This window comes from Thalassiella azotivora (genome assembly GCF_054781695.1).
On sequence record NZ_BAAGTX010000019.1, the window covers coordinates 22,473 to 44,853 of the forward strand.

Genomic DNA, 22,381 nt, shown 5'->3' on the forward strand with positions numbered 1-22,381 from the left:
ACCTCAGCCCCGCGTCGCGGCGGCCCGGGGGTCCGGCTGCGCGTCGCCGGGCGCCCGGCCCTCGCCGTCGCCGGACGCCGCCCGCCGCGACGGCGGGGTCGGCACGCGGTCGAGCAGGTCCCGGACGACGTCCACGGCGCTCGTGCCGCTGGACCAGGTCTCGGTGGTCAGGGTCAGCCGGTGCGCCAGCGCCGGGACGGCGCACGCCTTGACGTCCTCGGGCAGGACCGCGTCGCGGCCGTCCAGCACGGCCAGCGCGCGGGCCACCAGGACGAGCGCGAGCGAGCCCCGCGGCGAGGCACCGACCTCGACGAGCCGGTGGCCGCGGGTGGAGGCGGCCAGGCGCACGCAGTAGTCCACGACGTCGGGGTCGACGTCCACGGTCTCGACCCCGCGCTGCAGGCGACGCAGGCCCTGCGCGTCGACGACGGCCTCGACGGTCGCCTCCTCCTGGCGGCGGGCCAGCCGGCGGTCCAGGACGCCGACCTCCTCCTCGTGGCCCGGGTAGCCGAACGCCAGCCGCAGCAGGAACCGGTCGAGCTGGGCCTCCGGCAGCGGGTAGGTGCCCTCGTACTCGACCGGGTTGGCCGTCGCCAGGACGTGGAACGGCTGCGGGAGCGCGAACGTGCGGCCCTCGACGGTGACCTGCCGCTCCTGCATGGCCTCCAGCAGCGCGGACTGGGTCTTCGGTGGCGTCCGGTTGACCTCGTCGGCGAGCAGCAGGCCCGTGAAAAGGGGGCCGGGGTGGAAGACGAACTCGGCCTGCCCCGGGTCGTAGACGAAGGACCCGGTCACGTCGGCGGGCAGCAGGTCGGGGGTGCACTGGAGCCGGCGGAAGTCGAGGCCCAGCGCCGACGCCAGGGACCGGGCGGCCAGCGTCTTGCCGATCCCGGGGACGTCCTCGAGCAGGACGTGCCCGCCGGCCAGGACGGCGGCCAGCGCCAGGGTCATCGGCTCGCGGTGGCCCACGACGACGGACCCGACGCGGTCGAGGACCCGCGCGCCGACGGAGGCGACGTCGGCCACCGTCGCCGCCTCGACCGGTGCAGCCGCGACCGGTGCCGCCTCGACCGGCGCCTCGCCCGGTGTCGGGGGGCGAGCGGGCTGCTCGGACGGGTCGGGTCCCGTGCCTGGTGCGGTGCTCATCCGTGGAGGTCCTCTCGAAGGGGCGGGACGGCGGTCGGGGTCTGCGCCCCGCTGGTGGTTCGCGGGACGACGTCGGTCGCGCGGCCCCGGCCGACCGGCCGGGGCGGGTCGATCTCGTCGAGACGGTCGAGCAGCCGCTGCACGACCTGCCCCGGCCGCCGGGGGGCCCGGCCGGGTCGCAGCGCGTCGTACAGGTCGGCGCCGAGCAGGTCCCGCGTGGCCGGTGACGCGGGGTCGTGGCCGGCGGCGCGCAGCCGCCCGGTGGCCAGCACCCGCAGGCGGGGGGCGACCACCCGCTCGAACCGGTCCCCGTCGCGCTCGCACTCGGTCAGGGCGCGCGCCTGCAGCTGGACCAGGTGGCAGCCCGTGCCGCTGGTGTCCTCCGGGGCGGGCGGCCACGTGCCCTGGGACCCGCCGCCCAGCGCGCGGGCGGTGGCGACGACCAGCAGCACGGCCACGGCCACGAGCACGGCGTGGCCGACGTCCGCGCCGGCCACCCACGCCAGCGCACCGGCCAGGGCGGCGGCCAGCGCCGGGACGGTGACGCGGCCGAGCACCCCGGGGCCGCCGTCCGCGTCACGCACTGGCCGTCCCCTGGTCGGCGGGAGCGACGGGTCCGGCGGGGCGCGCGGCGTCACCGTCCCCGGTCGTGGCGTCGGGCAGGCTCGCGGCGATCCGCTCCAGCGCCCGCCGGGCCGCGGGCACGGCCTCGCCCGGCAGGGGCGTGGAGCCGAAGCGGGCGCGCTGGTAGAGCCGGAGCAGCTCGGCCGTGGCCTCGCGGTCCGCGGCCACCGCGCCGAGCAGGGCGGCGGTGAACTCGGTGGGCGTCTGGGCCGGCAGCCGCCGCGCGCCGGTCCGGCCGGCCGCGTCCTCGAGCGCCAGCCAGCAGGCGACGACGGCGTCGTCGGCGGAGCGGCCGCCCCCGGGCAGGTCGAGCTCCTCGTGGGCCCGCCGGACGCCGCGCCGGACGGCGCCGACCGTCGCGCGGGCGTCGCCGCCGGCGACGTCCTCCTCGGGTGAGCCGTCCCGCGGCTCGTCCTCGCCCGCCAGGGCGGCCAGGACCCAGCGGACGGCGACCACGACGACGCCGAGCATCGCCATCAGCCACGCCACCGCCGTCCACCCCGGCAGCCCCCGGGGCTCCTCCTCGTCGGGCGCGGGAGTGGACGCCGGGTCGGCGGGCGCCTCCTCGTCGCCGAGGCCGACGAGGACCTCCAGGCCGAAGCCGGTGACGCGCGGCCGCTCGATCGAGACCGGCCCCGCGGCGGTCACCACGACGGTGACGCCGACGAGGACCACGACGAGCAGCGCGACCAGCGGCCAGGGGCCGGGGTCGCGCGCGGGTCCAGGGCGCCCGGCTCGGGCGCCCACGGGTCGCGTGCTCACGGGCGGCACCCTGGCACACCGGGACCCGGGGACGGAACGCCACCGCGCCGTCCGTGACCTCACCGTCACCGGCCGGGGGAACGCACGGCGGGCCAGCGGTGTTGGCACCGGGGACGACACCCGAGGAGCAGGAGAACCATGTCGCTGTTCGGCAGCAAGCTGGCCCGCACGATGGTCACGGCGGACGAGGCCCTGCCCGGCCGCGCCCACCGGCCCTACGAGGTGCCCTCGACGCACGCGGTGCTCGGCACGCCGCTGGAGGGCCCCTGGCCCGACGGCACGGAGGTGCTGTACGTGGCGATGGGGTGCTTCTGGGGCGCCGAGCGCATCTTCTGGCAGCTGCCCGGTGTGGTCACGACGGCGGCGGGCTACACGGGGGGCTTCACCGCGCACCCGACGTACGAGGAGACGTGCACCGGGCGGACGGGCCACACCGAGGCGGTCCTCGTCGCCTACGACCCGCGGCGCACGTCCCCCGAGCTGCTGCTGAAGGCCTTCTGGGAGAACCACGACCCGACGACGGCGAACCGGCAGGGCAACGACGTCGGCACGCAGTACCGCTCCGCGGTGTACTGGACGACGCCCGGCCAGCAGCGCGCCGTGGAGGCCACCCGCGAGGCGTTCCAGAAGGAGCTCGACGCGCACCGGCTGGGCCGGATCACAACCGAGCTGCGTCCGGCGCAGGAGGCGGGGCCGTTCTACTACGCCGAGGGCTACCACCAGCAGTACCTGCACAAGAACCCGGGCGGGTACTGCAACCACGGGCCGAACGGGCTGACCTGCCCCGTCGGGCTGCTGCCGCAGGACGAGGTGCCCGCGCAGACGGACGTGCTGCCGCCGTCCTGACTCAGGCGGGTCCCAGCATCCCGTCGAGCAGGACCTTCAGCGTGGCGCCGAGGTCGGGGGCGAAGTCCACGCACACAGCCTCGTAGCCGGGCTCGGCCAGCACCTGGCGCACGACCGGGGTCGGTGTGGCCATCGGCCACGCACCCGCCACCAGGACCCACACAAGCCCGGCCAGGCGCGTGGCCTGCTGCGGTGCGAGACCGGGGACGGCGTCGGCGAGCAGGCGGCCGAGCCGCTCGGTCCGCTCGAGCGCCGCGGTCTTGAACTCCCGGGCCGTCTCGAGCGGGACGTTGCGCTCCAGCACCGCGGGCGCGGCGGCGACGAGGGCGCACAGCCGGGGGCGCTCGGCGAGGGTCCCGGCGACCACCTCGGCCGCTCGCGCCCGGGCCGCCGCCGGCGGCCCCGGCCCGCCCGGACGAGCCAGCCGCTCGCCGACGTCCTCGAGCCAGTCGGACCAGTCATCGACCAGCACCGCGAGGAAGACCGCCTCCCGCGTCGGGAAGTAGCGGACGACGTTCGAGGTCGCGAGCCCGACGCGGCGACCGAGCTCGCGCAGGCTGATCTCGGCCAGCGGCCGGCTGTCGAGGAGGTCGCGGGCGGCGTCGAGCACGGCGCGGCGTCGCTCCTGCTGCTGCTCCGGCGTCCTCGCGCGCTGGAAGCCCGGGGTCGTCACACGGCGAGCCTAACAGGACGGTGTCGCTTTACATGCTGAGCTCCCGGCCCTACGCTCCCGAGATAACAGATCACTGTCCTCTTGAGGAGAAGCCATGACCGCACCCCCCGTCGCCCTCGTCACCGGCGCCTCGTCGGGCATCGGCGAGCAGACCGCCGTCCAGCTGCAGGACAAGGGGTTCACGGTCGTCGCCGCGGCCCGGCGCGTCGACCGCATGCAGCCCCTCGCCGCCCTCGGCGTGGACGTCAGGCGACTCGACGTCACCGACGACGCGTCGATGACCGCCTGCGTCCAGGGCGTGCTCGCCGAGCACGGACGGGTCGACGTCCTCGTGAACAACGCGGGCTACGGTTCGTACGGCGCCCTCGAGGACGTGCCGATGGACGAGGCCCGCCGCCAGCTGGAGGTGAACGTCGTCGGCCTCGCGCGGCTGACCCAGCTCGTCCTGCCGGGGATGCGCGAGCGCCGCCAGGGCCGGGTGGTCAACGTGTCGTCCGTCGGCGGGCGCATCTACGAGCCGCTGGGCGCCTGGTACCACGCCACCAAGTTCGCCGTGGAGGGACTCAGCGACAGCCTCCGGGTCGAGCTCGCGCCGCACGGTGTCCGATCGCCCGCCAGGGGATGCTCGACCGGTCGGCCGGTTCGGCCTACGCCGACCAGGCCCGCGCCGTCGCCGCGGTGCTGGAGCGCGTCGACAGCAGCCCGGTCACGGCGGCCAGGCCCGAGGCTGTGGCGCGCACGATCGTGCGCGCGGCGACCACACCCCGCCCCCGCCCCCGCTACGCCGCCGGCAGGGGCGCCGGGACCATCCTGCGGACGCGCCACCTGCTGCCCGACCGCGCCTTCGACGCACTCGTCCGCCGCGTCTACGGGCCATGAGGCGGTTCGCCCCCGCGCGACGTCGGCAGGCCACCCCCGTCCGACCGTCACCCACCCGCACGACCCGACCTGGGCCGCCCGTCACGCAGCCGGCGGTTCTCCTCCTCGAGGTCGAGCACCATCGCCACTCCGGCGAGGTTGAGGCCCTCGGCGAGCAGCACGGTGATGCGGCGCACCCGGACGACGTCGTTCTCGCTGTAGCGCCGGGTGCCGCCCGCGGTGCGCTGCGGGTCGAGCAGACCCCTGCGCTCGTACGCACGGAGGTTCTGGACGCCGGTGCCGGCGAGCTCGGCGGCCACGCCGATGCCGTAGACCGCGGCGTCGTCGTCCCGGCCGGACGGTCGCGCCTCCGCCACCCCGCACCTCCGTGGTCGTCGAGTTAGCACTCTCCATCGGAGAGTGCTTGCACGGCCGCCTGGCCGGTGCTATAAGAAATGTGTACCAGCCAGCATAGATCGACCGAGGCTCGTCGAGGTTGCGGGCGGGCGCAGGTCCTGGCTGGGAGTGCGCGACGCATGACCCGTGTACTCAGGAGGTGTTCACCGTGTTGATGCGCACCGACCCGTTCCGCGAGCTCGACAGGCTCACCCAGCAGGTGCTCGGCACCACCAACCGCCCGGCCGTCATGCCCATGGACGCCTGGCGCGACGACCACTCGCTCGTCGTCACGTTCGACCTGCCCGGGGTCTCCCCCGACGCCATCGAGCTGGACGTCGAGCGCAACGTGCTGACCGTCAAGGCCGAGCGCAAGGCCTCGGCGGGCGACCGCGAGATGGTCGTCAACGAGCGGCCGACCGGCGTCTTCAGCCGGCAGCTCTTCCTCGGCGACACCCTGGACGTCGACCGCGTCGAGGCCTCGTACGAGGCGGGCGTCCTGCGGCTGACGATCCCGATCGCCGAGCAGGCGAAGCCGCGGAAGATCGAGATCAAGGCGCCGACCGAGGGTCGGCAGGCCCTCTCCGGCTGACCACCGGACCCGGTCCGACCAGCCGGTGACCCGCTCGGCCGGCCGGCGTCCCCCCGGGGCGCCGGCCGGCCCGTGCCCGTAGCGAACGGAGGGCGACGTGGTCCCGCGCGCACCGCACGAGGTGCTCGGCGTGCCCGAGGACGCCTCCCGCGAGCAGGTCCGGCGCGCCTACCTGCACCACCTGCGAAGCCACCACCCCGACAGCAGCACCCGGCCGGGACCGACCGAGGATCTGGACGAGGTCCGGGCCGCCTACCGGCGGCTGCTCGAGGCCCTGGCCGGCCGAGGCCCGACGCCGTCCCCGGCCCGCCACGGCGACCGGCCGTCCCGCCCGACCGAGGAGCCGCTGCTGCGCGTCGGCCCCGTCGTCCACCACCGGCCCTGACGGCAGCAACGCCAGCACCTCGCCCGCTGCCGGACGGCTGATGGGGCATGGGTAGCGTCGCGGCGTGACCAGCACCCGGGACGATGCCTGCTCGCGGGTCTCGCTGGACCTCGGCGAGCCGCTGGCCGGCAGCGCCGCCCCCGCCGGTGGGTACGTGCTGCTCGAGCACGGCGGCCCCTGGCAGGCGCGGGCCGTGGAGGGACTGGGCGCGCACGGGCAGGACCTGGTCGACCGGCTCAAACCGGCCGGCGTGACCCCGCTGCTCGTCCGGCGGCACCGCGCGACCCCCGGGCCGGCCGGCCGCCCGCGCGTCGGGCTGGTCGCCGTGACGGCGACCGGGGGCGCCGGCGCCTGGATGCGGGTCGACAGGCTGGACGACGTGACCCGCTGGGACGTACCCGCCCTGCTCGACGACCTGCGCGACGGGCGCCTGCCGGACGGCGCGACCGCCATGGGCACCACCTACCTGGTCTGCACCAACGGCCGTCGCGACGTGTGCTGCGCCGAGCTCGGCCGCCCGCTGGCCGCCGTCCTCACCGGCCTGGCCCCGGACGACACGTGGGAGGTCACGCACCTCGGTGGCCACCGGTTCGCGGCGACCGCCCTGGTCGTGCCTGACGGCCTGGCGTACGGCCGGCTCGTCCCGGACGACGCCCTCGACGTCGTCACCGCCCACGCGCAGGGCCGGCTCCTCGTCGAGCACCTGCGCGGGCGCGCCGCGCTCGCCCCCGCCGGGCAGGTCGCCGAGGTCGCCCTGCGCCGTGCCCTGCACGACCGGCACCCGACCCCTGACCAGCGGGACGCAGTCCGGCTCACCGCGACCTGCACGCACGACGTACCCGACGGCGGGGGCACGGCCGAGGGGACCCGGACGCAGACGCACTGGGCCGTCGGCGACCGCACCTGGCGGGTCGTCGTCGACACCGTCCCCGGCTCCGGTGCGCCGCGCCCGGCGTCCTGCGGCGCCGAGGCCGCCCCGGAGCCCGCCCGGCACGTCGTCGTCGAGGTCACCGACGTCGAGGACGCCGGGCGCGGCGCCGCGGGCTGGGACGACGCGCACGCCGCCTCGGTGGCCGACACCGCCCCGAACCCCCTCGTCGTGGCGGAGGTGGAGGACCTGCCGGCGGGCAGCGCGCTGGACGTGGCCTGCGGGCTGGGCCGCCACGCCCGCTGGCTCGCCGCCCGCGGGTGGCGCGTCACGGGGACGGACTTCTCCCGCACCGGCCTCGCGCGCGCCGCCGACCTCGCCCGCGACGAGGGCCTGGACGTCGACTGGCTGCTCGGCGACGTGAGGTCCCTGGACCTGCCGGAGCACGACCTCGTCGTGCTCGCGTTCGCGCACGTGCCCGACGTCGCCCGGCGTGCCCTCCGGTGGCTGCGGCCCGGTGGGCGGCTGGTGCTCGTGGGGCACGCGCTGCGCAACCTCGCCGAGGGCGTCGGCGGGCCGCAGGACCCGCGCCTGCTGCACGACCCGACCGCACTGCGCCGGGACTGCGAGGACGCCGACCTGGAGGTGCTGCGGTGCGAGGAGGTCGAGCGGCAGACCGGGGACGGCGTGGCCGTGGACGCCGTCCTCGTCGCTCGCCGTCCGGCCTGACGCGACGTCAGCCCGGCGCGACGTCAGCCCGGCGCGACGGCCGGCGGAGCGGCGCCCGGTTCGTCGCCGCGGCGCGGCGACCGGCCCAGCGGCACCTCGAACCGCGGCAGCAGCTCGTGCACGAGCGGGCCGATCGCCAGGGCGAACAGCACCGTGCCCGCGCCGAAGGTGCCACCGAGCGCCCACCCGACGATGACGACGACGACCTCGATCCCCGTGCGCACCAACCGGACCGACCCACCGGTGCGGGCCACCAACCCCGTCATCAGCCCGTCCCGCGGGCCCGGGCCGAACCGCGCCCCGATGTACGCGGCCGTCGCGAGCGCGTTGAGCAGCACCCCGGCGACGAACAGCCCCACCCGCCAGCCCAGCGGGAGGCCGGTGGGGACGACGGCGAGCGCGACGTCCACCACCGGGCCGATGACGAACGCGTTGCTGACCGTCCCGAGGCCCGGCCGCTCCCGCAGCGGCAGCCACAGCGCCAGGACCGCCACCGCGACGAGGACCGTGACGGTGCCGAAGGACAGCCCGGTCGAGCGGGCGACGCCCTGGTGCAGCACGTCCCAGGGGATGTTGCCCAGGTCGGAGCGCACGATCATGGCCATGCTCGCCCCGAACGCGACCAGCCCCAGGTAGAGCTGGACGAGGCGTCGGGGCAGCCGGCGGCCCGCCGGCGCCGGCCCCGGGCGGCGGCCCCTCACCTCCGCGGCGTCACGAGGCGAGGTACGCGAGCAGGTCCGCCCGGGTGAGGACGCCGGCGGGCTTGCCGTCGACGACGACCATCACCGCGTCGGCCTTCATCAGCGCCGAGCGCACCTCGGTCACGGACTCGCCTCCGCCGACGAGCGGCAGCGGCGGACCCATGTGCCGGTCGACCGGGTCGGCGAGCTGCGCCGTCCCGGAGAAGACGGCGTCGAGCAGGTCCCGCTCGCTGACCGAGCCGGCCACCTCGCCGGCCATCACGGGCGGCTCGGCCTTGACGACCGGCATCTGCGACACGCCGTACTCGTGCAGGATCTCGATCGCGTCGCGGACCGTCTCCGACGGGTGGGTGTGCACCAGCGCCGGCAGGTCACCGGTCTTGCCGCGCAGCACGTCGGCGGCCGTGGCCTCCGCGTCGGCCTCGGCGAAGCCGTAGGACGCCATCCACCGGTCGTTGAAGATCTTGCCGAGGTAGCCGCGTCCGCCGTCCGGGAGCAGGACGACGACCACGTCGTCCGGGCCGAGGTCCCGGGCCACCTCGAGGGCCGCGACGACGGCCATCCCGCAGGACCCACCGACGAGCAAGCCCTCCTCGAGGGCGAGCCGCCGGGTCATGGCGAACGAGTCGGCGTCGCTGACGGCGACGATCCGGTCCGGCACGGACGGGTCGTACGCGGTCGGCCAGAAGTCCTCGCCGACGCCCTCGACCAGGTACGGGCGGCCGGTGCCGCCGGAGTAGACCGAGCCCTCCGGGTCGGCGCCGACGACCTGCACGGGCCCGCCGTCGCGGTCGGCGGAGACCTCCTTGAGGTACCGGCCGGTCCCGGTGATCGTGCCGCCGGTGCCGACACCGGCGACGAAGTGCGTCACCCGGCCGTCGGTGTCGCGCCAGACCTCCGGCCCGGTCGTGGCGTAGTGGGACGCCGGCCCCTCCTGGTTGGAGTACTGGTCCGGCTTCCAGGCGCCCTCGATCTCGCGGACGAGCCGGTCGCTGACCGAGTAGTAGGAATCGGGGTGGTCCGGGGCGACGGCGGTGGGGCAGACCACGACCTCGGCGCCGTACGCCTTCAGCACGTTGCGCTTGTCCTCGCCGACCTTGTCGGGGCAGACGAAGACGCACGAGTACCCGCGCTGCTGCGCGACCAGGGCCAGACCGACCCCCGTGTTGCCGGAGGTGGGCTCGACGATGGTGCCGCCGGGGCGCAGGGCGCCGGAGCGCTCGGCGGCGTCGACCATGCGGATGGCGATGCGGTCCTTCACGGACCCGCCGGGGTTCACGTACTCGACCTTCGCGAGCACGGTGGCGGCGATGCCCTCGGTGACCTTGGACAGCTTGACCAGCGGCGTGTTGCCGATCAGGTCGAGAACGGAGTCGGCGTACTTCACCGGCCCATGCTCGCACGTGACGAGCAGGTGACGACCCTCCGGGCGGCCCGCGGCCACGGGGGCTGGAGGGTTAGCCTCATGATCACGGTCCGCGCAGCCGCGCGCCGCCCGAGGAGGAGGTCCGGTGTCCCGAGCCAGCAGGGCCAGGCGTATCGCCGCGGCCGCCGCGTTCGGCGGGGGCGGGCTGACGGCGCTCGGCGCCCTGGGCGTCGGGCTCCTGGCGGCCGAGGCGAAGCACGCCCGGTGGCGGATCGGGCAGCCGTTCGGGGTGGACCACCCCCCTGCGGACGGTCTGTACGGCTCCGGTCCCGGTACGCCGCTCGAGCTCGCGGTGCTCGGCGACTCGACCGCCGCCGGTCTGGGCGCGGACACCCCGGAGCAGACGCCGGCGGCCATCCTCGCGACGGGGCTGGCCGCGGTGTCGGGGCGCACGGTGCGGCTGACGACGGTCGCGGTGGTGGGCGCGCAGTCCGCCGCCCTGGGCGAGCAGGTGGACCGGCTGCTGGGGGCCGTGCCCTCCCCCGACGTGTGCGTGGTCATGGTCGGCGCGAACGACGTGACGCACCGGGTCAAGCCGACCGACGCCGTCCGGAGCCTGACGCGCGCGGTGCAGCGGCTGCGAGACGCCGGCGCGCAGGTCGTCGTCGGCACCTGCCCGGACCTGGGCACGGTGCGGCCGCTGGCCCAGCCGCTGCGCGCGGTGGCCCGCCGGATGAGCCGCGAGCTCGCGGCTGCCCAGACCATCGCGGTCGTCGAGGCGGGCGGGCGGACGGTCTCCCTGGGCGACGTCCTCGGTCCGGAGTTCGACGCCTCGCCGCACGAGCTGTTCAGCGAGGACCGGTTCCACCCGTCGGCCGCCGGGTACGCGCGGTGCGCGTCCGCGCTGCTCCCGAGCGCGTGCGCCGCCGCGGGGTACTGGCCGGACGGCGGGGCGGAGCGGGCTCCGGAACGCAGGCGCGGCGAGGGCGTGGCCCCGGTCGCGACGGCGGCGGTGGCCGCGGTCGACCAGCCCGGCACCGAGGTCACCGGGACGAGCGTCGGCGGCAGCGAGCGCGGGCGGGCCGGTCGCTGGGCGGTCCTGCTGCGACGGCGCCGCCAGCCGCTGCCGGACGTCGAGGCGCCGCACCCGGAGGCGACCGGCGCCCCGGACGGCCCGGCCGAGGACGGGGCCGCACCCGTGGCCCCACCCCGCGGCGACCGGGGTGCCCGGGCCACTGCGACACCACCGGCCCCGGCCGGGCCCCTGGACGAGGAGGGCCGGCCGTCCTCGGCCGTGGCCGCCGCGACGGTCCCGGACGAGGCCGAGGTGCGGGCGGCCCGTCGTGCCGGTGCGCGCCGCCGTCCCGTGCCCTCGGCCCGGGTGGCGACCGACCTCGACGCCGACGACCGGGACGACGAGGACCCGGGCGACGAGGACCGGGACGACGAGGGGCGACCGGCGGCCGGCCTGAGCCGCTGACGCAGCGCACCCACCTGGCGGTGGTGACCTCCCCCACGTCCTCCTCACCGGACGGCCCGGGTACCGGTCAGTAGCATCGAGGTGACCCGACCGACCGGTGGCCGACGCCGCCGCAGCACCGAGGAGCACCCGTGCCCGAGGCCGTCATCGTCTCCACCGCCCGCTCGCCGATCGGGAGGGCCTTCAAGGGCTCCCTCAAGGACGTCCGCCCGGACGACCTGGCGGCGACCATCGTCAAGGCCGCCCTGGACAAGGTCCCCGGCCTCGACCCCGCCGAGCTCGACGACCTCTACCTCGGGTGCGCCGAGCCGTGGGGTGAGCACGGCATGAACATGGCGCGCGTCGTCGCCGTCCTCGCCGGGTACGACCACCTGCCCGCCTCGACCGTGAACCGGTTCTGCGCGTCCAGCGTCCAGACCACCCGGATGGCCTTCCACGCCATCAAGGCCGGCGAGGGCGAGGCGTTCGTGTCGGCCGGCGTCGAGATGGTCTCCCGGTACAAGAACTTCGCCGGGGCCGGTCAGGGCACCGACGACTGGCTGAACCCGGTGTTCGGCGACGCGCAGGCCCGCAGCGCCGAGCTGGCCCGCACCAACGAGACGTGGACCGACCCGCGACAGCAGGGCAACCTGCCCGACGTCTACCTGGCGATGGGCCAGACCGCCGAGAACGTCGCCACGTTCAAGGGGGTCAGCCGCCAGGCGCAGGACGAGTGGGCGGTCGAGTCGCAGAACCGGGCCGAGAAGGCGCAGGCCGACGGGTTCTTCGCCCGCGAGATCACCCCGGTCACCGCGCCCGACGGCACCGTGGTCGACACCGACGACTCCCCGCGTGCCGGCGTCACCCTGGAGGCCGTGCAGTCCCTCAAGCCCGTCTTCCGCGAGGACGGCACCGTCACCGCCGGCAACTGCTGCCCGCTGAACGACGGCGCCGCGGCCCTCGTCGTCATGAGCGACAGCAAGGCCCGCGACCTCGGCCTGACCCCGCTGGCGCGGGTGGTCTCCACCGGCGCCACCGGCCTGTCCCCGGAGATCATGGGCCTCGGCCCGGTCGAGGCGTCTCGCCAGGCTCTCGCCCGCGCCGGGATGACCGTCGACGACATCGACCTGTTCGAGATCAACGAGGCGTTCGCCGCGCAGGTCCTGCCGAGCGCCGACGAGCTCGGCATCCCCTACGACAGGCTGAACGTGCACGGCGGCGCGATCGCGCTCGGCCACCCGTTCGGCATGACCGGCGCCCGGATCACCACCACGCTGCTCAACGGCCTCCAGACGGCCGACAAGCAGTTCGGCCTGGAGACCATGTGCGTCGGCGGTGGCCAGGGCATGGCGATCATCTACGAGCGCCTCAGCTGACCTGAGTCACCCGGCGACCACGCCGGTCGCCCGCACGACAGCGGCGCAGTTCCGGTCCCCCTCAGGGACCGGAACGGCGCCGCTGTCGTGTCCGGGGCGAGCGCCGGGCTGCGGCACAGCCGCCGCCTGACCGACCTCATCACGGCCGCCCTCCGTGCTCACCCACCCAGCGTGCGACGCCGGCTCCGGCCACGGCGTCGACGCGCACGGACGCGGCCCGGAAGCAGATGCGACAGTTCAGCGTCTGCAGAGTGAACGTCGACGCGCCGTCCCAGTCCAAGCCGCTCACCTGGCCCGAGGGGTCCTGCGTCACCTCGCGCGTCAGGCGCGGCGGCTCGTCGTCCTCGACCCACTCGAGGACCGTCGCCCCTGTGAACTCCATGACCACGAACGGAGTACGCTCGAGCGCCGTCGGCGCCCAGCCGTCGGACCACTCCAGCACCAGGAGGATGGTCGCCGCCGCGCCGGGTCGCCACACCAGGCTGCGCAGGTCCATGTCGTGCAGCCGTACCGGCGCACCACCCTCGAGTCGGAACTCGTACAGCCCTTCGTCGCGGCGGACGTCGTGACGAGGTTCCCTCGATACGCCGAGGAACCGGGTGACCTCAACCGGGCCAGTCTCGCCCCGCGCGCGGGAGGCACCTTCGCGGTAACGCTTCACAACGAGCGGCGGAGGGCGACCAGGCGGGCGTGGACGTCGTCCAGCGCGTCGTCCCGGACGGCAGGGTCGCCGTGGTCGAGCGCCGCCGCGACGGCGTCCCGGGTGAGGACGACGAGCTGGTCGGCCAGGGCGTGCGGGGCCAGCTCGGGGACGGCGCGGCGCGGCTCGCCCTCCAGGTCGGCGGCGAGGTCGGCCAGGTACGCGGCGAGGGCGCGGACCCTCCCCTGGGGGGTGGGGTCCGCGCCCTCGTGGCCCTCGGAGGGCCGGGCGAGCCGCGCCGGGCCGAGCGAGACGACCCGCTCGGCGACCCGGCGCAGCTCGCGCTCGACGTCGTCCTGGGTGGTCACCGCGGAGTGGTCGTGCAGACCGGCTGCGTCAGTCGTCGCCGCGCAGGATCGCGATGAGGCGCAGCAGCTCGATGTACAGCCAGACCAGCGTGACCACGAGGCCGAACGCGGCGGTCCAGGCGTACTTCTGCGGCAGGCCGCTCTTCACGCCGCGCTCGATGAAGTCGAAGTCCATCACCAGCGAGTAGGACGCCAGGCCGACCGCGAACAGGCCCACGGCGATGCCGAGCGGCCCCTCGCGCAGCGGGCCGAAGGTGCCACCGCCGACGCCGAAGAGCATCAGCCCCAGGTTGGCCAGCGAGAACAGCAGGTAGCCGCCGATGGCGATCATGAAGACCTTGCGCGACTTCGGCGTGACGCGGACCTTGCCGCTCTTGAAGGCGAACAGGGCGACCGCGAACACCGCGAGCGTCGCGAGCACGGCCTGCTGGACGATGCCCTCCCACTGCGAGCCGAACAGGAAGCTGATGCCGCCGAGGAACAGGCCCTCGAACCCGGCGTAGGCCAGGATCAGGGCCGGGACGGGCTCCTTCTTGAAGGCGTTGACCAGGCCGAGCACGAGACCGACACCGAGCCCGACGAACATCAGCAGCGCGCTCTGGGACCACCACGAGAACGCCGCCGCCGGCAGCAGCACCGCGAACATGATCCCGGTGCGCATCACGACGTCGTCGTAGGTCATCCGCCCGGTCTGCGCCGGACCCGCCGGGGGCTGGGCGTACATCTGCTCGAGCTGCTCGGGCGAGTACTGCTGGCCCTGCTGGGTGGCCTGGCCGTACTGGGGCGCCTGCGGGGCCGCGTACGGGTTCTGGCCGTACTGCGGAGCCTGCTGCGTGCCGTACCCCTGCTGACCCCCGGTGTTGAACGTGGCGTAGCCGCCGCTCCGGAACTCCTCGCTCCGGGCGAAGACGGGGTTGTTGCTCCGCATGTCACTCCTTCGTCGCGATCCGCTCGCGGCACCGAGCACCGTCACCTCGACGGCGCTGTACCCAACGTAATGCGTGGGGCGTGCGGAACGTTCCCCGAGACCGTGAAGATCACGTCACGATGCGGCGACGGCACCCGGTCGGACGACGGCGGGGCACCCGACGCGCTGGTCACCCGGCGGGGACGTGCCCTCGGTGGGACTCGAACCCACAACCCGGCGAGTTTAAGTCGCCTGCCTCTGCCAGTTGGGCCACGAGGGCGTGGCGCCAGGCTAGTCGCGCGGCGGGCCGGGCAGCGGCCCGTCGGCGGCCGGCGCTGGCAGGTCCGCGAGCGCCCGCGCCCGCAGCAGGACGGCGTCCAGCATCGGCTCGGTGAGCCGGCCCGTGAAGGTGTTCTGCTGGCTGACGTGGAAGGTGCCCACCAGGTGCACCGCCTCGCCGCCCGGCCGGTGCAGCAGTGCCTCGGCCCCGTGCCCGAACCGGGGCGCGGGGCGGGGCACGTCCCAGTCCGCGGTCCGCGCCGCACCCAGGAAGGCGGCCCACCCGATCGCGCCGACCGCCACGACGGCCCGCACCCGCGGCAGCAGCCTCAGCTCGGCGTCCAGCCAGGGCGCGCAGGTGGCGCGCTCCTGCGGCGTCGGCGCGTTGCCCGGCGGCGCGCACCGGACCGCGGACACCATCCGCGCGCCGGTCAGCGCCAGCCCGTCACCGGCGTGCGCGCTCGTCGGCTGGTTGGCGAACCCCGTCCGGTGCAGCGCGGCGAAGATCCAGTCCCCGGAGCGGTCGCCCGTGAACAGGCGCCCGGTGCGGTTGGCCCCGTGCGCGGCCGGCGCCAGGCCGACCAGGAGCACCGGGGCGTCCGGGTCGCCGAACCCGGCCGCCGGCCGACCCCAGTACGGCTCCTCGGCGAACGCACGCCGTTTGGCGCGGGCGACGTCCTCCCGCCAGGTCACCAGCCGCGGGCACGCCCGGCACACGCTCGACCGCGCGTCGACGACGTCCAGGGAGCGGGCGGACGCCGCCAGCCGCGCGACCTCCCCGGCGTCACGGGCCCGTCGGGTGCGCGGCCGGGCCGCGTCACCCGGCCACCCCGTCCCCGGCGGCACCGGGGACGGGAACGGCTCGCCCGTCAGGGGGTGGGGCAGCACGCCGCGCGTCAGCCCGTCGTGGCGCGGAAGCCGCGCAGCCGCAGGCTGTTCGTCACCACGAACACGGACGAGAACGCCATCGCCGCACCCGCGAGCATCGGGTTGAGCAGCCCCGCCATCGCCAGCGGGACCGCCGCGACGTTGTACGCGAACGCCCAGAACAGGTTGCCCTTGATCGTGCCGAGGGTCCGCCGGCTGAGCCGGATCGCGTCCGGCACGACCAGCAGGTCCCCGCGCACCAGGGTCAGGTCCGCCGCCTCGATCGCGACGTCGGTGCCCGTGCCCATCGCCAGGCCGAGGTCGGCCTGCGCGAGCGCGGCGGCGTCGTTGACGCCGTCCCCCACCATCGCGACGACCTTGCCCTCGCCCTGAAGGCGCGTGACGACGTCCACCTTGTCGGCGGGCAGGACGTCGGCGACGACCTCCTCGATGCCGACCTCGGCGGCCACGGAGCGCGCCGCGGCCGCGTTGTCCCCGGTGAGCAGCACCGGCGTCAGCCCCAGCCCCCGCAGCCGCCGGACCGCCTCCGCGGACGTCGGCTTCACGGTGTCCGCGACGACGAGGACCGCGCGGGCCCGGCCCTCCCAGCCGACGAGGACGGCGGTGCGACCGTGCCGCTGGGCTGCGCCCACGGCCTCCGCGACCTGGTCGGGGACGGTCATGCCGCGGTCGGCGAGCAGGCCCGGCCGCCCGACGACGACGTCGACGCCCTCGACCCGCCCGGTGACGCCGAGCCCCTCGACGTTGGCGAACCCCTCGACACCCGGCAGGTCCGCGCCGCGCTCACGCGCGGCGTCGGCCACGGCGCGGGCGATCGGGTGCTCCGAGGCGTCCTCGAGCGCACCGGCGCGGCGCAGCGCCACCTGCGCGTCCTCGCCGTCCGCCGGGACCACGTCGTGCAGCGTCATCCGGCCGGTGGTGACCGTCCCGGTCTTGTCGAGCACGACGGTGTCGACGCGGCGCGTGGACTCCAGCACCTCGGGGCCCTTGATGAGGATCCCGAGCTGGGCGCCACGACCGGTCCCGACCATGAGGGCCGTCGGCGTGGCCAGCCCCAGGGCGCACGGGCACGCGATGATGAGGACGGCGACCGCGGCGGTGAACGCCCCGGACGCACCGGCTCCGTTGCCCAGCCAGAACCCGAGGGTCGCGGCCGCCAGCGCGATGACGACGGGGACGAACACCCCGGAGACCCGGTCGGCGAGCCGCTGGACCTCCGCCTTGCCGTTCTGGGCGTCCTCGACGAGCCGCGCCATCTGCGCGAGCTGGGTGTCGGAGCCGACCCGGGTGGCGCGGACGACGAGCCGGCCGCCGGCGTTGACGGTGGCGCCGGTGACGTCGTCCCCGACGGCGACCTCGACGGGCACGGACTCGCCGGTGAGCATGGAGGCGTCCACGGCGGACGTGCCGTCGACGACGACGCCGTCGGTGGCGATCTTCTCCCCCGGGCGGACGACGAACTCGTCGCCGACGGCGAGCTCGGCGACGGGCACCCGGACCTCGACCCCGCCGCGCAGGACGGCGACGTCCTTGGCGCCCATCTCCAGCAGCGCGCGCAGCGCGGCGCCGGCGCGGCGCTTGGACCGCGCCTCGAAGTACCGGCCGAGCAGGATGAACGTCGTCACCCCGGCGGCTGCCTCCAGGTAGATGTTGGCCAGGCCGTCGCCGCGCTCGATCGTGAGCCGGAACGGGTGGACCATGCCGGGCACGCCTGCGGTGCCCCAGAAGAGGGCGACGAGCGACCACCCGAGCGCCGCGAGCGTGCCCATCGACACGAGGGTGTCCATGGTCGTGCTGCCGTGCCGCAGGTTCGTCCAGGCGGCCTTGTGGAACGGGTACGCCCCCCAGACGACGACCGGCGCGGCCAGCGTCAGCGACAGCCACTGCCAGTACGTGAACTGCCAGGCCGGCACCATCGCCATCGCGACGACCGGGACGGTGAGCACCGCCGAGACGACGACCCGTCGGCGCAGCGCGGCCACGGCGTCGTCCGCGGGCGAGGCCGCCGCCTCGGCGTCGGCGGTGGAGCCCGGCGCGGCCGGCGGGGCCGGCACCCGGGCGCCGTACCCGGCGGACTCCACGGTCGCGACGAGGTCGTCGGTCGTGACCCCGTCGGCGAAGGTGACCTTCGCCTTCTCCGTCGCGTAGTTCACGGTCGCGGTGACGCCGTCCAGCTTGTTGAGCTTGCGCTCGATCCGGTTGGCGCAGGACGCGCAGGTCATGCCGCTGATCGACAGCTCGATCTCGCCGGCGGCGGGGCCGCCGAGCGTCCCGACGGCCGGGTCGGGCGTGGTGCGCGTGCTCACGAGGTCACCTCTTCGGTCAGCTCCACGGTCAGCTCGGCGGTGCGGACGACGCCGTCGTGCTGGAAGTCCAGGTACAGCCGGTAGGTCCCCGGCGAGGGGGCGGTGGCGCGGAAGGCGACCTGCGCGTCGTCCGCGTGGTCGTCGGTCGCGTCGTCCGCGTGGTCGTCCGCGTGGTCGTCGGCCGGCTCGTCGCCGTGGTCGTCGGGGTGGACGTGCAGGTAGGCGACGTCACCCTGCCGCAGCGCGACGAGGTGCCCGAGCGAGCCGAGGTACGGCTCGAGGTCGGTGACGGGCTCGCCGTCGCGGCTGACGGTGAACGACAGCGTCGACTCCCGGCCCGCTCGGAGCCCGCCGTCGACGTGCACGGTGTACCCGTCCACCTCGGTGGTGGCCGCGGCCGCCGGCAGCGGCTCGGGTGCGAGCGCGCCCGGGACGACGAGGTCGGCGCCCAGGACGAGGCCGTCGTCCCGGCCGGCCGGCACGAAGTCCGCGAGCACGCGGTAGGCGCCGGGGACGGACAGGTCGACGGGGACCGTCCAGGTGCCGTCGGCGGACATCACGGGGTGGACGTGCTGGTAGCCGGACAGGTCCCGGCGGACCAGCACGAGGTGCAGGTCCTTCTCGTGGGCCTCGGTGTAGGCGGTCACCGGTTCGCCGTCGGGCCCCAGGACGCGGAACGCGAGGTCGGCGGACGCGGCGGCGGGCACCACGTCGGCGACCAGGTCGAGGCGGTAGCCGTCCTGGGCCACGAGCAGGCCGCCCGGCGGCTCCGTCGCCGCGGCGTCCGCGCCCGGTTCGGGACCGGTGGCGTGACCGCCGTCCGCGGCGTCGGCGTGCGCGGGCGGTTCGGCGGCCAGCGGGTCGAGGGCGGCGCCGAGCCCGAGGGCCGCGGCGAACGCGACGGCGAGCGCCGCCACGTACGCCACGAGCCGGACGGGGGTGCTCACTGGAGGGTGTAGCCGGCCTCCTCGACGGCGCCGCGGACGGCGGACTCGTCGAGGGGGGACTCGCTCGTGACGGTGACGGCACCGGTGGCGAGGTCGACGTCGACGGACTGGACGCCGTCCAGCTCGGAGATCTCCTCGGTGACCGAGCTGACGCAGTGGCCGCAGGTCATGCCGGTGACGGTGTAGGTGGCGGTGCTCATGGGTTCTCCTCCGGTGGGTGGTCGGGTACGGGTCAGGAGCGGACGGTCAGGAGCGGACGAGCCGGGCGATGGCCTCGGAGGCCTCCTTGACCTTGGCGTCGGCCTCGGGCCCGCCCTTCGCCGCCGCGTCGACGACGCAGTGGGCGAGGTGGTCCTCCAGCAGCCCGAGGGCGACCGACTGCAGGGCCTTCGTCATCGCGGAGACCTGGGTGAGGATGTCGATGCAGTACTTCTCCTCCTCGACCATGCGCTGCAGGCCGCGGGCCTGCCCCTCGATCCGGCGCAGGCGCTTGAGGTAGTCGTCCTTGGCGCTGATGTAGCCGTGCCCCTCGTGCTCCATGCGCAACACCATACCCCCCTACCGTATGCCCGACAACCCGTGGCGCACCGAGTCGGACGGACGCGCCGTCCGGACGCGCGCGGCGACGGCGTGTCCGTCCGACCCGGGCTGGTGGTGCGGATCGGGCGTCGGGCGGGGCGGGGCGGGCGTCGGGGGCGGGTCAGGCGACGCTGAGGGCGATCCCGTCGAGGATGTCGTGCTCGCTGGTCACGACCTCGGACACCCCCGACCGGTCCGCGACGCGGGCGACGACCGAGCGCCAGACCAGCGCCCCGGCGCCGATGACGTCGACCCGGCCGGGGTGCATGAACGGCAGCGCGGCGCGCTCCTGCCTCGTCATGGCCAGCAGGTCCGAGCAGGCCGCGACGACGTCCCCCACCGGAAGCACGGCACCGTGGATGCGCTCCGGCCGGTAGGCGTCCAGGCCGAGGGCGTGCGCGGTCACCGTGGTCACCGAGCCGGCCAGACCGACCAGGGTCGCGGTCCGCTCCAACGGGACGGAGCCGGCGGCGAGGTCGAGGGCCGCCGCGACGTCGCGCTCGGCAGCGGCCACCTCGGCGGCGGTCGGCGGGTCGCCGTGCAGGTGGCGCTCGGTCATCCGCACGCAGCCGACGTCCACGGACCGGGCCGCCAGCACGGCGTCCTCGCCCAGCACCAGCTCGGTGGACCCACCGCCGAGGTCGACGACGAGGTACGGGGCCGCGTGCCGCCCGTGCAGCTCACCGGTCGCCCCGACGAACGACAGCTGCGCCTCCTCGTCACCGGAGACCACCTCCGGCTCCACCCCGAGGGCGTCGCGGACGCCGGCGACGAACTCGGCCGCGTTCTCGGCGTCCCGGCTCGCCGACGTGGCGACGAACCGCGTGCGCTCCACGCCGAGGTCCGCGCAGACCGCCGCATACCGCCGCGCGGCGTCCAGCGTCCGGGCCATCGCCTCGGGGGCGATCCGGCCCGTGCGGTCCACGCCCTGCCCGAGCCGGACGACCTCCATCCGCCGGTCGAGGTCCGTCAGCGCGGACCCGTCGACGTCCGCCACGAGGAGCCGGATGGAGTTGGTGCCGCAGTCGATCGCTGCCACGCGCGTCATGCCGTCACCCTCCCAGACCCGCCCCCCTCCCCTTTGCTCACCACGGCTCAGTTCACTCACCGGTTGCTCGCCACGACGGCCGGGCACCGAGCAACCGGTGAGTGATCCGGGTGGCCGTGAGCACAGGGGGTGGACCTGCGGGGCAGGGGCGCGCGTGGCAGAGTCGCGACGGTGAGTGACTCCGTGGACGCCGTCGTCGTCGGCGCCGGGCCGAACGGGCTCGCGGCCGCCCTCGTGCTCGCCGGGGCGGGCTTGGAGGTCGAGGTGCACGAACGCGCCTCGACCATCGGCGGTGGTGCGCGGACGGCGGAGTGCACCCTGCCGGGCTACCGCCACGACGTCTGCTCCGCCGTGCACCCGATGGGCCTGGCGTCGCCGTTCTTCCGCGCGTTCGACCTCGCCGCGCACGGGGTCGAGATGCTCGTGCCGGAGGTGCAGTACGCCCAGCCGCTGGACGGCGGCCGGGCCGGCCTGGCCTACCGCGACGTCGAGCGGACGGCCGAGGGCCTGGGCCGCGACGGCCCCGCGTGGCGCTCGCTGCTCGGGCCCCTGGCCGAGCACTGGCGGGGCCTCGTCGACGCGGTCCTCGGCGACTACCGGTCCGTCCCGCGGGACCTGCCGACCTTCGTCCGGTTCGGGTTGGGGGTGCTGGAGCAAGGCAGCCCCGCGTGGAACGCCCGGTTCGCCGGGGACGTCGCCCCCGCGCTGCTGACCGGCGTGGGCACCCACGCCATCGCCCCGCCGCGGGGGCTGGGGCCGGCCGGCGCGGCGCTGATGCTGGGGGCGGCCGGGCACGCGCTCGGCTGGCCCATCCCCCGCGGCGGCAGCCAGAGCATCGTCGACGCCATGGCCGCCGAGCTGGTGCGACGGGGCGGCCGGGTGGTCACGCACTCCGAGGTGACCACCCTGGAGGAGCTGCCCCGCGCCCGCGCCGTGCTGTGCGACGTCGCCCCGCCCGGGCTGGTGCGGATCGCCGGTGAGCACCTGCCGGCCTGGTACACGCGCTGGCTCGGGACGTTCCGCTACGGCGGCGCGACGTGCAAGGTGGACTACGCGCTCAGCGGCCCGGTGCCGTGGGAGGCACCCGGGGTCGACCTCGCCGGCACCCTCCACCTCGGCGGCACCCGCGAGGAGATGGTGGCCGCCGAGGCCCAGGTCGCCGCCGGACGGCACTCGGACCGGCCGTTCGTCATCGCCAGCCAGCCCGGCGTCGTCGACCCGTCGCGGGCGCCCGAGGGCCACCACACCCTCTGGGCCTACGGGCACGTGCCCCCCGGGTCGACCCGCGACATCGGCGAGGAGGTCACGGACCAGGTCGAGCGCTTCGCGCCGGGCTTCCGCGACCTGGTGCTGCACCGCACCGTGACGACGGCCGCCGAGACCGAGCGGCACAACCCCAACTACGTGCACGGCGACATCGCGGCGGGGGCGATGACGCCGTGGCAGGTGGCGATGCGCCCGCTGCCCACGTGGGACCCGTACGCCACGCCGGTGCCCGGGCTGTACCTGTGCTCCTCGTCGACGCCGCCCGGGCCCGCCGTGCACGGCATGTGCGGGGTGCACGCCGCCCGGCGCGCCCTGCGCCAGCGCTTCGGCATCGACCGCGACCCGCTCGAGCTGGTCGCCGGCTGACCGCGC

Annotated in this window: 23 protein-coding genes, 1 tRNA gene and 1 pseudogene; 8 read left to right on the forward strand and 17 right to left on the reverse strand. The window is 75.8% G+C overall.

Going from position 1 to position 22,381, the window contains the following annotated elements; translation table 11 throughout:
* Nucleotides 1-3 precede the first annotated feature (3 nt).
* Genes ACYVQV_RS13690 through ACYVQV_RS13700 form a run of 3 tightly spaced genes read right to left on the reverse strand, consistent with a single transcriptional unit; the run spans nt 4 to nt 2,532 of the window.
* Nucleotides 4-1,146, reverse strand: a complete 1,143-nt coding sequence (locus ACYVQV_RS13690; protein WP_461023862.1) for an AAA family ATPase — start codon at nt 1,144-1,146, stop codon at nt 4-6.
* A complete protein-coding gene (locus ACYVQV_RS13695) occupies nt 1,143-1,730 on the reverse strand; it encodes a hypothetical protein (protein ID WP_461023863.1) in 588 nt (195 codons plus the stop codon). The genes ACYVQV_RS13690 and ACYVQV_RS13695 overlap by 4 nt, the downstream gene beginning before the upstream one ends.
* A complete protein-coding gene (locus ACYVQV_RS13700; RefSeq protein ID WP_461023864.1) occupies nt 1,723-2,532 on the reverse strand; it encodes a DUF4129 domain-containing protein in 810 nt (269 codons plus the stop codon). Before ACYVQV_RS13700 ends, ACYVQV_RS13695 begins: the two co-directional genes overlap by 8 nt.
* A gap of 138 nt (nt 2,533-2,670) precedes the next feature.
* Between ACYVQV_RS13700 and msrA the strand changes: the two genes are divergently transcribed.
* Nucleotides 2,671-3,378, forward strand: coding sequence for a peptide-methionine (S)-S-oxide reductase MsrA (msrA, locus tag ACYVQV_RS13705; RefSeq protein ID WP_461023865.1), 708 nt, complete (start codon nt 2,671-2,673; stop codon nt 3,376-3,378).
* A gap of 1 nt (nt 3,379) precedes the next feature.
* On the opposite strand, the gene ACYVQV_RS13710 is transcribed toward msrA, so the two are convergent.
* A complete protein-coding gene (locus ACYVQV_RS13710; RefSeq protein ID WP_461023866.1) occupies nt 3,380-4,051 on the reverse strand; it encodes a TetR family transcriptional regulator in 672 nt (223 codons plus the stop codon).
* 94 nt (nt 4,052-4,145) lie between these two features.
* Between ACYVQV_RS13710 and ACYVQV_RS13715 the strand changes: the two are divergent.
* Nucleotides 4,146-4,930: pseudogene (locus ACYVQV_RS13715) on the forward strand (oxidoreductase).
* 47 nt (nt 4,931-4,977) lie between these two features.
* Here the strand turns inward: ACYVQV_RS13715 and ACYVQV_RS13720 are convergent.
* Entirely contained in the window at nt 4,978-5,286 is a 309-nt protein-coding gene (locus ACYVQV_RS13720) for a MerR family transcriptional regulator (RefSeq protein WP_461023867.1), read from the reverse strand.
* Nucleotides 5,287-5,474: 188 nt separating this feature from the next.
* Here ACYVQV_RS13720 and ACYVQV_RS13725 point away from each other — a divergent pair, with 188 nt between their 5' ends.
* The 3 genes from ACYVQV_RS13725 (at nt 5,475) to ACYVQV_RS13735 (ending at nt 7,879) form a co-directional block, all read left to right on the forward strand.
* Entirely contained in the window at nt 5,475-5,897 is a 423-nt protein-coding gene (locus ACYVQV_RS13725) for an Hsp20/alpha crystallin family protein (RefSeq protein ID WP_461023937.1), read from the forward strand.
* Between the two features lie 97 nt (nt 5,898-5,994).
* Nucleotides 5,995-6,282 (forward strand): DnaJ domain-containing protein, encoded by a 288-nt coding sequence (locus tag ACYVQV_RS13730; RefSeq protein WP_461023868.1) that lies wholly within the window; start codon nt 5,995-5,997, stop codon nt 6,280-6,282.
* Between the two features lie 64 nt (nt 6,283-6,346).
* Nucleotides 6,347-7,879, forward strand: a complete 1,533-nt coding sequence (locus ACYVQV_RS13735) for a sucrase ferredoxin (protein ID WP_461023869.1) — start codon at nt 6,347-6,349, stop codon at nt 7,877-7,879.
* Nucleotides 7,880-7,902: 23 nt separating this feature from the next.
* Here the strand turns inward: ACYVQV_RS13735 and yczE are convergent, their stop codons facing one another.
* Complete coding sequence (yczE, locus tag ACYVQV_RS13740; RefSeq protein ID WP_461023870.1) at nt 7,903-8,580, reverse strand: membrane protein YczE; 678 nt, start codon at nt 8,578-8,580, stop codon at nt 7,903-7,905.
* Nucleotides 8,581-8,590: 10 nt separating this feature from the next.
* Nucleotides 8,591-9,967: a cystathionine beta-synthase gene (locus ACYVQV_RS13745; RefSeq protein WP_461023871.1), complete on the reverse strand. Its 1,377-nt coding sequence runs from the start codon at nt 9,965-9,967 to the stop codon at nt 8,591-8,593.
* Between the two features lie 124 nt (nt 9,968-10,091).
* Between ACYVQV_RS13745 and ACYVQV_RS13750 the strand changes: the two genes are divergently transcribed.
* Together ACYVQV_RS13750 and ACYVQV_RS13755 are read left to right on the forward strand one after the other, a co-directional pair.
* The gene (locus ACYVQV_RS13750) at nt 10,092-11,426 is read left to right on the forward strand and encodes an SGNH/GDSL hydrolase family protein (protein ID WP_461023872.1); all 1,335 of its coding nucleotides are present in this window, start codon (nt 10,092-10,094) and stop codon (nt 11,424-11,426) included.
* A 131-nt stretch (nt 11,427-11,557) separates the two neighbouring features.
* Nucleotides 11,558-12,781, forward strand: a complete 1,224-nt coding sequence (locus ACYVQV_RS13755; RefSeq protein WP_461023873.1) for an acetyl-CoA C-acetyltransferase — start codon at nt 11,558-11,560, stop codon at nt 12,779-12,781.
* 139 nt (nt 12,782-12,920) lie between these two features.
* Here ACYVQV_RS13755 and ACYVQV_RS13760 read toward each other — a convergent pair whose 3' ends face one another.
* The 10 genes from ACYVQV_RS13760 to ACYVQV_RS13805 form a co-directional block, all read right to left on the reverse strand.
* Nucleotides 12,921-13,277, reverse strand: a complete 357-nt coding sequence (locus ACYVQV_RS13760) for a hypothetical protein (protein WP_461023874.1) — start codon at nt 13,275-13,277, stop codon at nt 12,921-12,923.
* 161 nt (nt 13,278-13,438) lie between these two features.
* Nucleotides 13,439-13,789 carry a hypothetical protein gene (locus ACYVQV_RS13765; protein WP_461023875.1) on the reverse strand — a complete coding sequence of 117 codons (351 nt, stop codon included), beginning with the start codon at nt 13,787-13,789 and terminating at the stop codon, nt 13,439-13,441.
* Nucleotides 13,790-13,817: 28 nt separating this feature from the next.
* Nucleotides 13,818-14,717, reverse strand: coding sequence for a Bax inhibitor-1/YccA family protein (locus ACYVQV_RS13770; protein ID WP_461023876.1), 900 nt, complete (start codon nt 14,715-14,717; stop codon nt 13,818-13,820).
* Between the two features lie 185 nt (nt 14,718-14,902).
* Nucleotides 14,903-14,976 (reverse strand) — tRNA-Leu (locus tag ACYVQV_RS13775).
* Nucleotides 14,977-14,987: 11 nt separating this feature from the next.
* Nucleotides 14,988-15,863, reverse strand: a complete 876-nt coding sequence (locus ACYVQV_RS13780) for a uracil-DNA glycosylase (protein WP_461023877.1) — start codon at nt 15,861-15,863, stop codon at nt 14,988-14,990.
* Between the two features lie 8 nt (nt 15,864-15,871).
* The gene (locus ACYVQV_RS13785) at nt 15,872-18,085 is read right to left on the reverse strand and encodes a heavy metal translocating P-type ATPase (protein ID WP_461023938.1); all 2,214 of its coding nucleotides are present in this window, start codon (nt 18,083-18,085) and stop codon (nt 15,872-15,874) included.
* 80 nt (nt 18,086-18,165) lie between these two features.
* A complete protein-coding gene (locus ACYVQV_RS13790; protein WP_461023878.1) occupies nt 18,166-19,116 on the reverse strand; it encodes a hypothetical protein in 951 nt (316 codons plus the stop codon).
* Nucleotides 19,113-19,316, reverse strand: a complete 204-nt coding sequence (locus tag ACYVQV_RS13795) for a heavy-metal-associated domain-containing protein (protein ID WP_461023879.1) — start codon at nt 19,314-19,316, stop codon at nt 19,113-19,115. Before ACYVQV_RS13795 ends, ACYVQV_RS13790 begins: the two co-directional genes overlap by 4 nt.
* Before the next feature lie 46 nt (nt 19,317-19,362).
* Nucleotides 19,363-19,656 (reverse strand): metal-sensitive transcriptional regulator, encoded by a 294-nt coding sequence (locus tag ACYVQV_RS13800; RefSeq protein ID WP_461023880.1) that lies wholly within the window; start codon nt 19,654-19,656, stop codon nt 19,363-19,365.
* A 160-nt stretch (nt 19,657-19,816) separates the two neighbouring features.
* The gene (locus ACYVQV_RS13805; protein WP_461023881.1) at nt 19,817-20,743 is read right to left on the reverse strand and encodes a Ppx/GppA phosphatase family protein; all 927 of its coding nucleotides are present in this window, start codon (nt 20,741-20,743) and stop codon (nt 19,817-19,819) included.
* 171 nt (nt 20,744-20,914) lie between these two features.
* Between ACYVQV_RS13805 and ACYVQV_RS13810 the strand changes: the two genes are divergently transcribed.
* Nucleotides 20,915-22,375, forward strand: a complete 1,461-nt coding sequence (locus ACYVQV_RS13810; RefSeq protein ID WP_461023882.1) for a phytoene desaturase family protein — start codon at nt 20,915-20,917, stop codon at nt 22,373-22,375.
* Nucleotides 22,376-22,381 lie beyond the last annotated feature (6 nt).

Bases quoted from the DNA above. Each gene is read 5' to 3' on its own strand.
- ACYVQV_RS13690 (WP_461023862.1), bottom strand. From the start codon at position 1,146: ATGAGCACCGCACCAGGCACGGGACCCGACCCGTCCGAGCAGCCCGCT.
- msrA (WP_461023865.1), top strand. From the start codon at position 2,671: ATGTCGCTGTTCGGCAGCAAGCTGGCCCGCACGATGGTCACGGCGGAC.
- ACYVQV_RS13760 (WP_461023874.1), bottom strand. From the start codon at position 13,277: ATGGACCTGCGCAGCCTGGTGTGGCGACCCGGCGCGGCGGCGACCATC.
- ACYVQV_RS13770 (WP_461023876.1), bottom strand. From the start codon at position 14,717: ATGCGGAGCAACAACCCCGTCTTCGCCCGGAGCGAGGAGTTCCGGAGC.
- ACYVQV_RS13785 (WP_461023938.1), bottom strand. From the start codon at position 18,085: ATGACCTGCGCGTCCTGCGCCAACCGGATCGAGCGCAAGCTCAACAAG.
- ACYVQV_RS13795 (WP_461023879.1), bottom strand. From the start codon at position 19,316: ATGAGCACCGCCACCTACACCGTCACCGGCATGACCTGCGGCCACTGC.
- ACYVQV_RS13800 (WP_461023880.1), bottom strand. From the start codon at position 19,656: ATGGAGCACGAGGGGCACGGCTACATCAGCGCCAAGGACGACTACCTC.
- ACYVQV_RS13805 (WP_461023881.1), bottom strand. From the start codon at position 20,743: ATGACGCGCGTGGCAGCGATCGACTGCGGCACCAACTCCATCCGGCTC.